At 44.2% G+C, this 14517-nt stretch carries 13 protein-coding genes and 1 other RNA gene; 7 read left to right on the top strand and 7 right to left on the bottom strand.

Features of this window, described 5'->3' with window-relative positions:
- Positions 1-52 precede the first annotated feature (52 nt).
- Both ssrA and smpB read right to left on the bottom strand, forming a co-directional pair.
- Positions 53-418: a transfer-messenger RNA gene (ssrA, locus tag CHH58_RS11500) on the bottom strand.
- A gap of 95 nt (positions 419-513) precedes the next feature.
- Positions 514-978 (bottom strand): SsrA-binding protein SmpB, encoded by a 465-nt coding sequence (gene smpB, locus CHH58_RS11495; RefSeq protein WP_038564783.1) that lies wholly within the window; start codon positions 976-978, stop codon positions 514-516.
- A 117-nt stretch (positions 979-1095) separates the two neighbouring features.
- Here smpB and CHH58_RS11490 point away from each other — a divergent pair, with 117 nt between their 5' ends.
- Positions 1096-1956 (top strand): hypothetical protein, encoded by an 861-nt coding sequence (locus CHH58_RS11490; protein WP_095262539.1) that lies wholly within the window; start codon positions 1096-1098, stop codon positions 1954-1956.
- 36 nt (positions 1957-1992) lie between these two features.
- Here CHH58_RS11490 and rnr read toward each other — a convergent pair whose 3' ends face one another.
- The 3 genes from rnr to secG form a co-directional block, all read right to left on the bottom strand.
- Positions 1993-4281, bottom strand: coding sequence for a ribonuclease R (gene rnr / locus CHH58_RS11485; protein WP_095262538.1), 2289 nt, complete (start codon positions 4279-4281; stop codon positions 1993-1995).
- 44 nt (positions 4282-4325) lie between these two features.
- Positions 4326-5081 carry an alpha/beta hydrolase gene (locus tag CHH58_RS11480; RefSeq protein ID WP_095229324.1) on the bottom strand — a complete coding sequence of 252 codons (756 nt, stop codon included), beginning with the start codon at positions 5079-5081 and terminating at the stop codon, positions 4326-4328.
- Positions 5082-5201: 120 nt separating this feature from the next.
- The gene (secG, locus tag CHH58_RS11475; protein WP_095218405.1) at positions 5202-5435 is read right to left on the bottom strand and encodes a preprotein translocase subunit SecG; all 234 of its coding nucleotides are present in this window, start codon (positions 5433-5435) and stop codon (positions 5202-5204) included.
- 207 nt (positions 5436-5642) lie between these two features.
- On the opposite strand from secG, the gene CHH58_RS11470 reads away from it, so the two are divergent.
- The 5 genes from CHH58_RS11470 to ptsP all read left to right on the top strand — a co-directional run bounded on the left by CHH58_RS11470 (position 5643) and on the right by ptsP (position 11290).
- Entirely contained in the window at positions 5643-6401 is a 759-nt protein-coding gene (locus tag CHH58_RS11470) for a DeoR/GlpR family DNA-binding transcription regulator (protein ID WP_249275108.1), read from the top strand.
- On the top strand, positions 6398-7309 hold the full coding sequence (gene pfkB, locus CHH58_RS11465; RefSeq protein ID WP_095229322.1) for a 1-phosphofructokinase: 912 nt from the start codon (positions 6398-6400) through the stop codon (positions 7307-7309). Before CHH58_RS11470 ends, pfkB begins: the two co-directional genes overlap by 4 nt.
- Before the next feature lie 14 nt (positions 7310-7323).
- Positions 7324-9225 carry a PTS fructose transporter subunit IIABC gene (locus CHH58_RS11460; RefSeq protein WP_095262537.1) on the top strand — a complete coding sequence of 634 codons (1902 nt, stop codon included), beginning with the start codon at positions 7324-7326 and terminating at the stop codon, positions 9223-9225.
- Between the two features lie 77 nt (positions 9226-9302).
- A complete protein-coding gene (locus CHH58_RS11455; RefSeq protein ID WP_095218408.1) occupies positions 9303-9569 on the top strand; it encodes a phosphocarrier protein HPr in 267 nt (88 codons plus the stop codon).
- 5 nt (positions 9570-9574) lie between these two features.
- Positions 9575-11290, top strand: coding sequence for a phosphoenolpyruvate--protein phosphotransferase (ptsP, locus tag CHH58_RS11450; RefSeq protein WP_095218409.1), 1716 nt, complete (start codon positions 9575-9577; stop codon positions 11288-11290).
- A gap of 39 nt (positions 11291-11329) precedes the next feature.
- On the opposite strand, the gene blaI is transcribed toward ptsP, so the two are convergent.
- Complete coding sequence (blaI, locus tag CHH58_RS11445) at positions 11330-11710, bottom strand: penicillinase repressor BlaI (RefSeq protein WP_095229318.1); 381 nt, start codon at positions 11708-11710, stop codon at positions 11330-11332.
- A gap of 15 nt (positions 11711-11725) precedes the next feature.
- Positions 11726-13477, bottom strand: a complete 1752-nt coding sequence (locus CHH58_RS11440; protein ID WP_170937602.1) for a BlaR1 family beta-lactam sensor/signal transducer — start codon at positions 13475-13477, stop codon at positions 11726-11728.
- A gap of 112 nt (positions 13478-13589) precedes the next feature.
- On the opposite strand from CHH58_RS11440, the gene bla reads away from it, so the two are divergent.
- On the top strand, positions 13590-14474 hold the full coding sequence (bla, locus tag CHH58_RS11435) for a class A beta-lactamase (RefSeq protein WP_249275107.1): 885 nt from the start codon (positions 13590-13592) through the stop codon (positions 14472-14474).
- Positions 14475-14517 lie beyond the last annotated feature (43 nt).

Below are 14517 nucleotides of genomic sequence, written 5' to 3'. Positions count from 1 at the left end.
AAAGCCCGGAACGTTTAAACGTTCCGGGCTTTACTCCATTCCTACTATGTAAGGATGGAGACGGTGGGAGTCGAACCCACGTCCAAAGATAACGGCACTCAGGCATCTACGTGTGTATTCGTTATATTATATTTCGCACACGCTTCGGCCTAACGACAGGCTTTCAGCGAGGCTAGCTTGATTGTCTTCTTCCGATTATCCGCAAGCCGAGAATAATGGCGTAGCCCACTTAAGTTTGAGACCCTCAAATCTGCCACATGGGCGATAGCAGCAAGGATCCTCCAGTGCTACTTACGCAGCTGCTAGAGAGTAGTTGTTGTTAGTTTTGCCAGTTATATTTAGGCGTAACGTTTTACGAGCCGTAACCTCGACACGCAGCCTGAGCTCGAACTATCCCTGTCGAATCCGTAACGTCCCCATGATATGGGGGCTACAGGAAGTAACCCGTTCTAAATCAGGATAATCAAATCCCAGACAACTTCCATTATATCATCTTTATTAGAAAATGCAAGTTTAGTAATCGCGGTCGCGCATAGCACGATCTACATCGCGTTTCATCTGCTTTTGCTTGAGGTCTTCACGCTTATCATATTTCTTCTTCCCTTTACCTACACCTAATAATATCTTCGCGAAGCCGTCTTTGATATACATCTTTATCGGTACTAAGGAATAACCTTGCTGCTGTGTCTGACCAATTAGTTTATCGATCTGCTTGCGATGCAATAGCAGCTTCCTTGTCCTTGTCGGATCGTGATTAAATCGGTTCCCTTGTTCATAAGGGGAAATATGCATATTGATGATGCGCACCTCGCCGCGGTCAATTCTTGCAAAACTATCCTTCAGATTCACCCGGCCGGCCCGAATCGATTTGATCTCGGTACCTTGCAGCACGATTCCTGCCTCCATCGTTTCCTCGATCGCATACTCGAAATTAGCCTTCTTATTCTGTGCAAGTACTCTACCTTGTCCCTTAGCCATAGACTTCTTCCTCCTAACTACGAGCTTTATTTTATCAGAAACTGTATGATAATCCTAACGATTCATATACTGAATCGGGTATAGACAAGTGAACCCGATCGATTGGAGTGTACATAGATGACAACCATCAGACAATTGACAATAAATGATTACCAGGCAGTGCTTGAAATGCAGACAGGTATTGAGGATGACTATGTCCTCCGAATCTTCCCACAGCTGATCGAGAATCCAGCCCAAACCTTATTCGGCTTGGAAACGGAAGAAGGTATTGCTGCAGTAGCCGGGGTGGTTCGTTTGCCGAACGGAAATGGGATACTCGGCCGATTGCGGAGTGATATACGTTTTCACTCCAAAGGAAATGCTACTGCTTTGCTGCAGCATATTATTGCGTCTTGTGAACAAGATCCAATGATGAATTGGCTTGGTGCTATCACCCTCAAGTCCAATATTCCTGCGCAGCGGGTGCTTGATAAACTCAATATACAGCCTGAGAGCTCCTTTATCAGTCTGTTGATGGAAGCCCCTGAAAGATTTATTGTCCCTTCTGCTGCACCTTGGGAATTGATTGAAGGAACAGATACGAAGCGAGCACTAATTGAACAAGCAGCTGTTGAAGCAAAAGCGGCTTTCTATCCATATGAGGCGTATTTCCCAATTCCTTATGCTTCAGCCATATTAGAGGATGACTATATAGAAAATCTGGCTGTATTCCGTGATCCTGATTCCAGCCGCATCATGGCGATTCAAGAAGACTATAAAGGGCAGGATATAGCTCAAATCCAATATTTCTGGCCAGATGTATTTCAACAAGACGGCTTATGGCCAACTGTGTTTAACTATCTCAAGCAATCGGACAAGCAGCTGGTACCACAGCTGGACGTGTCCCCCGAAACGGCCTCCAGTATACCTGCAGTCTTTCGCGAAAGCTTTACGGAAAATAATGATCCTTGGCTCATTTATGGAAGATATATCAGATAACAAACGCCCCGACAAATAAAAGTCGGGGCGTTATTTTTATGGTCTTTTTCTTGTGTTGCGTTTCTTGCTTTTCTTTCCTCTTGCCGGCGACTTATTTTTACTTTTGTTCTTCGGCGGACGATGATCACCTGGTTTGTTCTTCTTTTCCGCTTTAATAATTGTAGGACGGTCACGATTCTCTCGTGGCTTACGCGGCTTCATGCCGACCACTTCGAAATCGATGATACGCTCTTCAATATTCACCTTCACAACGCGAATTGTGATTTCATCTCCGATACGGAATTGATTGCCTGTCCGTTCCCCGATCATCGCATAACGCTTGTCATCGAAGTGGTAGAAATCATCTGTCAGATAACTGACATGAACAAGACCCTCAATTGTATTCGGCAGCTCGACAAACAATCCAAAGCCTGTGACAGAGCTGATGACACCATCAAATTCCTCACCGACTTTATCTTGCATAAATTCAGCTTTTTTCAGATCATCCGTTTCCCGCTCTGCATCGACAGCAGCACGTTCTCGTTCCGAGGACTGTCTCGCGATCTCAGGCATCCGTTCTTTCCAGTGATCTTGTGTCTTTTTATCCAGCAGATTGTTGACAATATACGTGCGGATCAACCGGTGCACAATCAAATCCGGATAACGTCGGATTGGCGAAGTGAAATGTGTATAGAATTTCGTCGCCAGACCAAAGTGACCCAAGCCTTGCGGATCATATTTCGCCTGCTGCATCGAACGCAGCATAAGTCGGTTGATGATCATTTCTTCCTGCGTGCCTCTTACCCGTTCCACGATCTTCTGCAAAGTCTGAGGATGAATATCCGAGGACGATCCTCTGACTGTATAGCCTAAGCTCGTAATGAACTCGAAGAAATTCTGCAGCTTATCTGGATCCGGATCAGTATGGATTCTGTGAATAGCCGGTACATCCATCCAGTGAAAATGCTCCGCAACTGTTTCATTGGCAGCAAGCATGAATTCCTCAATCAGCTTCTCTGCAACAGAGCGCTCCCGAAGGATAACATCGATGGCCTTTCCTTCTTCATCGACAGCAACTCGCGCTTCTGGGAAATCGAAGTCGATTGCTCCCCTGTCCATACGCTTCTTACGCAGTACAGCGGCGAGATCCTCCATTTGCTGGAACATCGGGACAAGATCCGAATAGCGGTCTTTCAGCTCCTGATCATCCTCAAGTAATATCCGGTTCACTTCACCATAGGTCATCCGTTCATTCGTTTTGATGACACTTTGGTAAATCTCATGTTCCACCACTTCTCCTTGTGGTGTAATCTGCATATCACATGTCAAGGTAAGCCGGTCCACTTGTGGATTCAAGGAACAGATACCATTGGAAAGACGATGAGGGATCATCGGTATTACACGGTCGACAAGATAGACACTTGTTGCTCGTTCCAAAGCTTCTTCATCAATTGGAGAGCCCTCTTCCACATAATAAGAGACGTCCGCAATGGAAACAACAAGACGATAGTTCCCATTTTCAAGACGGCTGACAGAAACCGCATCATCCAAATCCTTTGCGTCTGCTCCATCTATGGTAACGGTCATCATATCTCTGATATCCCGGCGGTTTTCTATCTCTGCAGGATCGATCGTATCTGGTGTATTCGCCGCCTGTTCCAGTACTTCCGGCGGGAATTCAGTGGAAATGCCATGCTTATAAATGATGGATAGTATATCAATACCCGGGTCGTTCTTATGACCAAGTATTCGAATAACTTCTCCTTCTGCACTCATGCGTCCTTCCGGATACTTTGTGATTCTGGCGATGACTTTGTGTCCATCAGTCGCTCCGCCTGCAGCACCGCGCGGTATAAAGATATCATTCGGGATACGTTTGTCATCGGCAATAAGGAATCCGAAACGGCCATTATCTTCATATGTACCGACAACCTCCGCTATTGCTCGCTCTAGTATCCGAACAACTTGTCCTTCTCGACGCTGTCCGCCCTCGGCCTGATTTTCGATTCGTACCAGCACTATATCATTATTCATGGCAGACTGAAGATCGGAATAGTGGATATAAACATCAGCTACTCCCTCTTCTTCTGGTATGAGGAAAGCAAAACCTTTTGCATGCATCTGGATCTTTCCTCGTACGAGGTTCAGTTTCTCAGGCAGACCGAAGCGGTTGCTTCTCGTCCGTACGAGCTGTCCTTCTGCTTCTAGTTCATTCAGCCCTTTGACAAGGACATTGAACTCGCTAGCTTCATCAAGCGTCAAGTGCTCCTCGATTTCTTCTACTGTTAACGGCTTCGCCGCATTTTCTTTGAAATAAGCCAATATTTTTTGTTTGATTTCTTCCATTATTGCTTCACCTTCTTTTCGGCTCTTTTTTCATCTAGTATGAACTATTCCCAATCAAGCGATTCGAGAAACTGATACACATCTTCATGCAGCTGTTCCTTTTCTTTCCCCATCGTAATGACATGGGAAGAGTTTTCGTACCACTTGATTTCCTTTAAATCCGATTCTGCGTGCTCATAAATGAAATTAGCACTGTCCGTGTTGATCATTTGGTCTTCTGTTGCTTGCACAACAAAGAGCGGTGCATAGATTTCATCTACATGCTTGCTCACATCGGTGATAAACGCTCCCAGACGCTGGAACATATCCGCAGTGGCTGGTGCCTCCATCAATTCAGCTAATTCCTGTTCTATCGCTTGGTTATCTTTACCTTGCAGCTGTTTGTGTTGTCTTGCATATAGCTTAAATCCTTTGTTCAACTGGGTTTCGTTATCAAAGAACATCGGCGAACACATCGTTACAACGCCTTTTACCGGATACGAATAGGCAAGCTTTAAACTAAGCACTCCACCTAGGGATAAGCCGGCAACAGCGATTTTTTCATAGCCTTTATCCTTCAAGTACTGATATGCAGCCTGGACGTCCTCCCACCACTCATCCGAATTGGAAGCGACGATATCATCGGGTGTTTTCCCATGCCCGCGATAAATTGGGGCGTGCGCAGTGTACCCTTTACTAGCAAGAAAACGGCCCATCATCCGTACATCAGCTGAATGACCAGTAAAGCCGTGCAGCAGCAGAACAGCTCGATCTCCTTTCCCCTCAAATGTGAACGGCTCTGGCTGTTTCATTGTGACCATATGTATCTCCCCTGTTATTTCTATATTATATAGTAGGTTTCCGCATTAGTTTTCCCTTCATCAGGAATAAATAATCCCCCACCACAGAAGTTGTGACGAGGGATTAAATTGGCTATTCGATTATTGCAAGACGTACGCCAAAAGGAACGTCAAAATGAAAAGAATGACTCCTGTAACAATTGTTCCACGATGGAGGAACAAGTCCAGTCCACGGGCTTTCTGTTTTCCGAACAATTGCTCTGCCCCGCCAGATATCGCTCCGGACAAACCTGCACTCTTACCAGATTGTAAAATGACTAACGTAATAAGCGCAATGGCATCGATAATTAATAGAACTACTAAAGTTGTCTGCATCCCAGCACCTCCTATAACAGCAAATACCTATGTCAACTGTAGCATATGTGTCAGATAATTGGCAAGATGTTCTTGTCCAATCGACGATATGCGACAAAACTATGAACTATTTTTGCAGAAAATGAATTTCTATGGAGTTTTTTGAACTTTTTTGGTTGCAAGCTGAAACCGTTTCCTTTATAGTGGACTTAAGTTCAGGAGGAGGTTATGGAAATGCTTACACCTGAGCGGCAGGAAATGCTTTTACAAATGCTGCAAGAGCAGCGCGTTGTAACGATTCCAGAGTTCGTGAAAGCAACAGACGCCTCCATCTCGACAATTCGCCGAGATCTAATTGAACTGGAGAAGCAGAAGCTGCTGCAGCGGGTTCATGGCGGAGCAACGATTGTTTCTTCATTAAGTTACGAAATGAGCTATACGGAAAAGGAAACACAAAACCAAACCGGAAAGCAGAAAATCGCCGCTTATGCTGCAAGTCTTGTCGGTGAAGAAGAATGCATCTTCTTAGATGCAGGTACGACGACATATCAAATGATTCCTTTCTTATCTGGCAGAAATGTAACCGTCGTCACAAATGGTTTGACACATTTGGAGGCGCTGTATGAAAAGGACATCACTGTGTATGTAACCGGCGGATTAGTAAAGGATAAAACGAGAACTTTGATCGGCAGAGGTGCAATGACGGCACTCGCTCAGTATCGTTTTGATAAATGTTTTCTCGGGACCAATGGTGTTCATCCGGAAAACGGCTATACAACACCAGACCCGGAGGAAGCTGCCATTAAGCGTCAGGCAATGCTTCGATCAGATGAGACTTTCGTTTTAGCTGACCGCAGCAAGCTGGACAAGACAACCTTCGCCCATATAGCGGATCTGACAGAAGCGACACTTATCGTCGACACTGTCAGTTCAAAACAGCAGACTGCTTACAAGAAATTTACATCAATAAAGGTTGTGGACTCATGAATTACACATGTACGCTGAACCCATCCATCGATTACATTATGCATGTGGACGGTTTCCAGGCAGAAGATTTGAACCGTGCCACAGAAACAGCATATTTTGCTGGCGGAAAAGGTATTAACGTTTCCCGCTTACTGAAACGATTGGATGTTGAAACAACAGCATTAGGATATATCGGTGGTTTCACCGGTGCTTTCATTAGGGAAACGCTTGAAAGTGCTGGCATCGAACATCAGTTCATCGAAATAAATGAACCGACACGTGTCAATGTGAAACTAAAGTCGGGCGGAGAAACAGAGATTAATGGACCTGGACCATCCATTACAACAGAACAGCTTGCATTGCTTTTCGAACAGATTAGAAGCCTAGGGAAACAGGATGCTCTTGTTGCGGCAGGCAATGCCCCCGGCTCCGTTCCGGCTGACATATATGCAAGGATGGCTGATATCTGTGAAGAGAATGGAACTAGATTCATCGCTGATACATCAAGTGCTGCCCTTCGTGATTTAATCGGCAAACGTATGTTCCTCGTAAAGCCAAACCATCATGAATTGGGTGAGCTTTTCGATACAACGATCTCTTCTATTGAAGACATTGTCAGCTACGCACGAAAGCTGCACGAAACAGGCATCGAAAACGTTATCGTTTCAATGGGTGGTGAAGGTGCCATCTTTGTGAACAAGGATCATGCTTGGAAAGCCGAGACACCAAAAGGAACAGTTAAGAACTCTGTAGGTGCTGGCGATAGTATGGTGGCAGGCTTCCTGGCCGCATATGAAAAATCAGGTGATTACAAACAAGCTTTCACCTACGCAGTAGCAGCAGGAAGTGCTACAGCATTCAGTGACGACCTCGGCGAGAGACAATATATAGAAGAATTAGTCAGCCAAGTCAAGCTCACATCTATCTAAGAGGGGTGTTAATTATGCGCATTACAGAACTACTGACAAAAGATACAGTCATTTTGCAACTTCAATCCCAATCAAAAGCAGATGTGATTGAAGAGCTTGTTTCCAAACTGGACCAAGCTGGAAAATTGAATGATAAAGCAGGATTTAAAGATGCAATTCTTGCACGTGAAGCACAATCTACAACAGGAATCGGCGAAGGGATTGCTATTCCGCATGGTAAATCTGCTGCTGTTAAAACACCGGCCATCGCTTTCGGTCGTTCTAAGGAAGGCTTGGATTACGAAGCGTTAGATGGACAGCCATCTCACCTATTCTTCATGATTGCAGCTTCCGAAGGTGCCAATCAGACGCATTTAGAAACATTGTCCCGACTTTCTTCTTTCTTAATGGACAGCACGTTCCGCTCTAACATTGAAAGTGCGGAAACAGAAGAACAAATCATGTCTATCATCGATGCGAAGGAAAAAGAAGAGCTAGGTGAAGAAGAACAAGAAAATCCAGCTGTAGAATGGGCACAGGATGCACCAGGTACACAGGGTAAAGTGCTTGCCATTACTGCCTGCCCTACTGGTATCGCACATACTTTCATGGCTGCAGATAAGCTGAAGCAAACAGCAGCAGAGATGAATGTGCCGATTAAAGTTCAGACGAATGGAGCTGGTGGAGTTAAAAACCGTCTGACAGATGAAGATATTAAAGATGCAACTGCTATAATCGTTGCAGCTGATGTCAATGTTGATCTTAGCCCATTCGAAGGCAAACATGTTCTGCAAGTACCGGTTGGACGTGCTTTGAAAATACCAAAAGAATTGATTGAAAAAGCACTATCTCAAGATGCACCAGTACACCATAACAGCGGTCGCAGCTCAGAAGCTGAAGGCGGCCAAAAGCAAGAACAGCGTTCCGGATTCTACAAGCACATCATGAATGGTGTTTCCAACATGCTTCCATTCGTTGTCGGTGGCGGTATCCTGATTGCACTAAGCATCCTATTCGGAGAATTGTTCCCAGACAGCCGTTTTGCTGAAATGCTGAATGAAATCGGAAGCAGCCAAGCGTTCTTCCTGATTGTTCCTGTACTTGCCGGATTCATCTCCAGCAGTATTGCTGACAAACCTGGTTTCGCACCGGGTGCTATCGGCGGTTTGATTGCTGTTACTTATGGTCATGGTGACGCGACTAGTTCTGGATTCCTTGGCGGTTTAATTGCTGGTTTCCTAGCTGGTTATGTAACTCTTGGTATTAAAAAAGCACTATCTGGTCTTCCTCCTGTATTGGAAGGATTGAAAACGATTCTCTTCTTCCCTGTACTAAGTATTTTCATTACAGGTATGATCATGCTATTGATCAACCCATCTTTAACACAAGTATATGTAGCACTTTCTGACTTCCTAGAAGGTCTTGGAGGCACGAATTTAGTTCTGGTAGGAATCGTTCTTGGTGCCATGATGGCAATTGACATGGGCGGTCCGATCAACAAAGCAGCGTATACATTTGGTATTGCAATGCTTGATGCAGGCAACTTGGAATTCATGGCTGCTGTTATGGCCGGTGGTATGGTACCGCCGCTAGGACTAGCGCTAGCAACTTCTCTATTCCGCAACAAATTTACGAAACAGGAAAGAGAAACAGGTAAGACAGCATACGTGCTTGGTGCATTCTTCATCTCAGAAGGTGTTATCCCATTCGCAGCTGCTGACCCGCTTCGTGTCATTCCAGCGACAGCAATCGGTGCTGCAGTAGCAGGAGGTCTATCTGCCTTCTTCGCAATTGGTCTGAATGCACCGCATGGCGGTATTATCTCAGCAAGTCTTGTAGATGGAAATCCATTGCTTTACTTCCTTTCCATCATTATTGGTGCATTTGTCACAGCTATTATTGTAGGACTATTGAAAAAAGACCTAAGAAAAGTATAAAATAAGATAGAATGAAAGCATTCACAAAAATAAGGATGAAAGCATTCACATAACAAACTACTTTGGAGGTATTTATCATGGCAGAAAGAACAATGACAATTACAGATGAGACTGGCGTACACGCTCGTCCGGCAACAATTTTAGTAAATAAAGCAGGTGGGTTCAAATCTGACATCCAGCTTGCATACAACGGTAAAAGCGTTAACCTTAAATCTATCATGGGTGTTATGAGCCTAGGTATTCCACAAGGTGCTGAGATCACGATCTCCGCTGAAGGCGACGATGCAGAAGAAGCAGTCAACACAATTGCGGAAACAATCAAAAGCGAAGGCCTAGGAGAATAATTCCGATGAGCATGATAAACGGAATTGCAGCTTCAAATGGTATTGCGATTGCAAAAGCGTACCATTTAGCTGTACCAGACCTCTCTTTCGATAAGACAACTGTTGCGAATGCGGAAGAAGAGATTAGCCGTTTGGATGCTGCCCTCGAGATCAGCAAAAAAGAGTTGGAGAAAATCCGCGAGAATGCTCGTGTGTCACTTGGCGACGAGCATGCCGAGATTTTCTCGGCTCATTTGCTTGTCTTAGCAGATCCAGAACTGATCAATCCTGTCAAAGACAATATCCGCAATAACAACATCAATGCAGAAGCTGCTCTTGATGAGACAGCTACAATGTTCATCGACATGTTCCGCAGCATGGATAATGAATATATGAAAGAACGCGCAGCTGACATTCAGGATGTTACGAAACGCGTTATGGCACATCTTTTACAGGTATCCTTCCCGGACCCTGCACTTATAGACGAAGAAGTTATCATTATTGCAGAGGACCTGACTCCTTCTGATACAGCACAACTTAACAAACAGTTTGTGAAAGGGTTTACAACCGATATTGGCGGACGTACTTCCCACTCTGCCATCATGGCTCGTTCCCTTGAGATTCCTGCTGTTGTTGGTACGAAGTCGATTACATCTTCTGCTGCAAACGACGTTATGATCATTGTAGACGGTATGGAAGGTACTGTTATCATCGATCCGACAGAAGATGAACTAGCAACATACAAAGCAAAACAAGAAGCTTTCGAACAGCAAAAGCAAGAATGGGCGAAGCTAAAGAACGAACCTACCATTACAACAGATGGCGTTCACGTAGAGCTTGTTGCTAATATTGGTACGCCAGAAGACGTTACTGGCGTTCAAAACAATGGTGGCGAAGGGGTTGGCCTTTACCGCACAGAATTCCTTTACATGGGTAAGAGTGAGCTTCCTAGTGAGGACGAACAGTTCGAATCTTATAAAGCTGTACTTGAAAACATGGGAGACAAGCCTGTCGTAGTTCGTACATTGGACATCGGCGGAGATAAAGAGCTCAGCTACTTGCAGCTTCCGAAAGAAATGAACCCGTTCTTAGGTTATCGTGCTATCCGCCTTTGCCTTGAGCGTGACGATATCTTCCGTGTTCAGCTTCGTGCCCTATTGCGTGCGAGCGTGTACGGCAACCTGAAAATCATGTTCCCGATGATCGCTACATTGGAAGAATTTCGCCAAGCAAAAGCAATCCTTCTTGAAGAGAAAGACAAGCTTGTAGCAGATGGCGTTTCAGTCTCTGATTCTATCGAGATCGGTATCATGGTTGAGATCCCTTCTACTGCCGTTGCTGCGAAACAATTTGCAAAAGAAGTCGATTTCTTCAGCGTTGGAACAAACGATTTAATCCAGTACACTATGGCAGCTGACCGCATGAATGAACGCGTAAGCTACTTGTATCAGCCATACCACCCAGCTATCCTGAACCTTGTGCATAATGTCATCGAGGCAGCACATGCAGAAGGGAAATGGGCTGGCATGTGTGGTGAAATGGCAGGCGATGCAATTGCAATCCCGCTTCTTCTCGGTCTTGGCCTTGATGAATTCAGTATGAGCGCAACAAGTATCCTGCCAGCAAGAACACAAATCACAAAGCTTTCCAAAGCAGACATGCAGGAACTAAGTCAACAAGCATTGACTCTCAGCACTGCTGATGAAGTAGAACAGCTTGTCCGTCAAAAGACAGGTCAATAAAAAACAGCTCTCCGTTATGGAGAGCTGTTTTTCTTTGGTTTATTTACTAGTTTTTTTATCCAATATCTGGCGAAGTTCCTCCATATCTTCTTCCGATAAAGCTTCTTCTTCCATAAACTGTACCAGCATGGATTTCATCGTTCCTCCATAGATTCGATCGATAAAGGATCTAGTCTCTGCACGCTGGCACTCTTCCTCGGCGTAAAGCGGATAAAATGTATATATTCTTTGTTCTTTATTCACGCCCACCACCTTCTTCTTTGTCAGTCGGTCAAGCAATGTTCGGATCGTTTTAGGTTTCCAATCAGCTTTACCCTGAAGCGAACTAACAACTTCATTTGCTGTACGGGGGGAATTATCCCAAAGCACTTTCATTATCTCCCACTCTGATTCTGATATATTTGGCACGTTTTTGGACATGGCCATCCCTCTCTCTTATTGATATATACCTTTTTCATTCAATATCCTCAGTGTGATGTCAGCAGCCTTGCTTCCGGTTGCATCCCCATCTCTAATGTTCGTTGCAAAGAAATAGGTATCCATTTTTGTTTCCACAAAGCCAATGAACCAGCCGTTAGCTGCCTTTCCGTTAACAATACCTGTTCCTGTCTTGCCATAGAGGACGGCTCCATCCTTTCTTTCCAGCTTTATTGATGCCTTGACTGCCTCAATATTCTTTGAATTTGCATTAAATTTATTTTCATATAAATTATGTAGTAATTCCACCTGTTCAAAGGGAGATATTTTTAACGTGGATTCCAGCCAAAAGTCCTCCATCTTACCAGATACATCCTCATTGCCGTAATGGTATTCTGATAACATCCTTTTGATGGTCTGCTTCCCGACCTGCCTATCGACATTCTGAAAGTACCACGTTACGGAATACTGCATTGCAGATTGTAAGTCCTGGCTTGCATTCCAACTCTCATATTCGTAATTGCTTCCGTCCCATTCCATATCTGTGGATACTGGTTTCATTACTCCCGCTTCTAATGCTGTTAAGGCACTGTATATCTTATAAGTGGAATTGGGAGAAACCCTTTTAATGCTTTGCTTCTTATTATGGATATAATACTTGTCTTGTTTCATGCTGTATAAAACAAAACTGCTGTTATCGCCTTTTAGATATGTACTGACATTCGCTTCCGCTATATTTTTCCTGCCTATTGTATACTGTTCATCCGTTAGGACAGCCGCATAAGCAGGCACTTGAAAAGCAACGATAAGGCCCAGTACAGTAAATATAGCTAGGCTCTTTACATGAAGCCTCTTGGCAGTAAGACGTCCTGACATGATATGTATCAGCCGTTTCTTAAGATGCTGCTTTGTACTTCTAATGGAAGTGGTATGTTGGTCGACCATCGACCATCTCGATTTCTCAGCAAAGTGCAATATTGTCCGTCCATAATCAGTTTTCTCCTTTTCATCGGTCAAACATCGCAAAACAGCAGCATCACAGGCAATCTCCCGATCTAATCGCATTTCCTTCAGCGCGTACCGTACAAAGGGATTAAACCAGTGAATGATTCCCCCTAGCAAGAAGAGATAATTCCAGTGCACATGTCTGCTCTTATAATGATGCAGTTCATGAAGCAGGATATGCTTCATTTCTTTGGACGAACTACCGCTTTCTATTGGGAGAACCACACAGGCACGGAACAAGCCAAAAATGAATGGTGCTGACACATCTGCTGATTGCTTTAGATTAATTTGTTTCCGTATGTTCAGCTCCATTTTACATTTTTGAAACAACTCGATTACCTTTTCATCTTTGATAACCTCTGCCTTGTTTACTAGGTGCATTACTTTCATCTGCGTGAATAGAACAGCAGATACACTAACAGCCACTCCTGCTATCCAGAGACCGCTGGTTAGCTGGTCCAAACTTGAACCATCTATTCTTGTGACGGAATTTCCGAAATCATTAATCCATCCAGTTTCGGTTGTATCTGATGAAGCAACACTACCCACATCACTCTTATCAGTGTTTGTGAAAGACGTAGGCTGTTTCATACTGAGTCGCTTCAGCGGCAGGAATGGAAGGAATAATGTGCCTAACAGAAAAAACCACAAATAATACCGCCAAGCCGGAGCCAGCTGCGAATTCAGAAACCTTCGGATAAATAATATGATCCCAACTGTTACGGAAGCTAACGTCATTGCCAGCAGCAATTGAACAAATGTCATTCTTGCTCTCCCTTCCCCTATCTTTATAATTTGTATTGTACAGTTGACAGTCATGGATTACAAGTGTAATAATGACTACAGTTGTAATCCGAATTGGAGAGGGAGAAGAAAATTGAAACAGTGTACCTACATATTCTTTGCATTTTGTTTTCTTTATATTGCGGCGGGGTGTTCGGGTGATGCCGGCGAAACCAAATCAACGGATGTCAATGACAAGGCATCATTTAGCAGCTTAGAAGAGACATATGATGCCCGCCTGGGTGTCTTTGCAATTGATACTGGCACCGGAAGGACAGTAGCATATCGAGAAAACGAACGCTTTGGTTTTGCTTCCACTCATAAGGCATTATCTGTTGGCGTCTTATTGCAGCAAAAGTCAATGGAAGACCTTAATAAAAGAATAATGTTTACGGGTGATGATCTTGTAAACTACAATCCTATTACTGAAAAACATGTGGATTCTGGTATGACTTTGAAAGAGTTGAGTGAGGCATCTATCAGTTACAGTGATAATACTGCTGCCAATTTAATATTTGAAGAAATCGGTGGTCCAGATGGGTTTGAAGACGGATTACGTAAGATTGGAGATCAAGTGACAAATTCCGAGAGGATTGAACCGGACCTAAATAATACACAACCAGGTGATACACGTGATACCAGTACTCCAAAAGCAATGGCAGAAAGCCTCCGAGAGTATGCGCTGGGAGATCACCTATCTGCAGATAAGCGCCAGCTTCTCATAGATTGGCTCAAAGGAAACACCACTGGTGATGCACTTATACGGGCAGGTGTTCCGAAGGACTGGGAAGTCGGAGACAAAACCGGCGCTGGATCTTACGGCACAAGAAATGATATTGCAATCCTTTGGCCTCCTGATGAAGAACCTATTGTACTGGCCATTATGTCCGATCATGATGAAGCAGACGCGAAAGCGGATGACGATTTGATTGCAGAAGCTGCTGAAACTGCAGTTTTGATGCTTTCGGCAAATAAATAAAAGGAGACAGAGCCAGCTGTATTGCTTACTGGCTCTGTCTCCT

Source organism: Terribacillus saccharophilus (assembly GCF_002272745.1).
GTDB classification, from domain to species: domain Bacteria; phylum Bacillota; class Bacilli; order Bacillales; family Amphibacillaceae; genus Terribacillus; species Terribacillus saccharophilus_B.
This window is presented reverse-complemented; position numbering and strand designations above follow the sequence as displayed.

What these genes read in the sequence shown, in the direction of transcription:
- secG (WP_095218405.1), bottom strand. Translation starts at nt 5,435, where the DNA reads ATGCAGACAACTTTAGTAGTTCTATTAATTATCGATGCCATTGCGCTT.
- ptsP (WP_095218409.1), top strand. Translation starts at nt 9,575, where the DNA reads ATGAGCATGATAAACGGAATTGCAGCTTCAAATGGTATTGCGATTGCA.
- CHH58_RS11490 (WP_095262539.1), top strand. Translation starts at nt 1,096, where the DNA reads ATGACAACCATCAGACAATTGACAATAAATGATTACCAGGCAGTGCTT.
- CHH58_RS11455 (WP_095218408.1), top strand. Translation starts at nt 9,303, where the DNA reads ATGGCAGAAAGAACAATGACAATTACAGATGAGACTGGCGTACACGCT.
- CHH58_RS11480 (WP_095229324.1), bottom strand. Translation starts at nt 5,081, where the DNA reads ATGGTCACAATGAAACAGCCAGAGCCGTTCACATTTGAGGGGAAAGGA.
- blaI (WP_095229318.1), bottom strand. Translation starts at nt 11,710, where the DNA reads ATGTCCAAAAACGTGCCAAATATATCAGAATCAGAGTGGGAGATAATG.
- CHH58_RS11470 (WP_249275108.1), top strand. Translation starts at nt 5,643, where the DNA reads ATGGAAATGCTTACACCTGAGCGGCAGGAAATGCTTTTACAAATGCTG.
- CHH58_RS11460 (WP_095262537.1), top strand. Translation starts at nt 7,324, where the DNA reads ATGCGCATTACAGAACTACTGACAAAAGATACAGTCATTTTGCAACTT.
- rnr (WP_095262538.1), bottom strand. Translation starts at nt 4,281, where the DNA reads ATGGAAGAAATCAAACAAAAAATATTGGCTTATTTCAAAGAAAATGCG.
- pfkB (WP_095229322.1), top strand. Translation starts at nt 6,398, where the DNA reads ATGAATTACACATGTACGCTGAACCCATCCATCGATTACATTATGCAT.
- CHH58_RS11440 (WP_170937602.1), bottom strand. Translation starts at nt 13,477, where the DNA reads ATGACATTTGTTCAATTGCTGCTGGCAATGACGTTAGCTTCCGTAACA.
- smpB (WP_038564783.1), bottom strand. Translation starts at nt 978, where the DNA reads ATGGCTAAGGGACAAGGTAGAGTACTTGCACAGAATAAGAAGGCTAAT.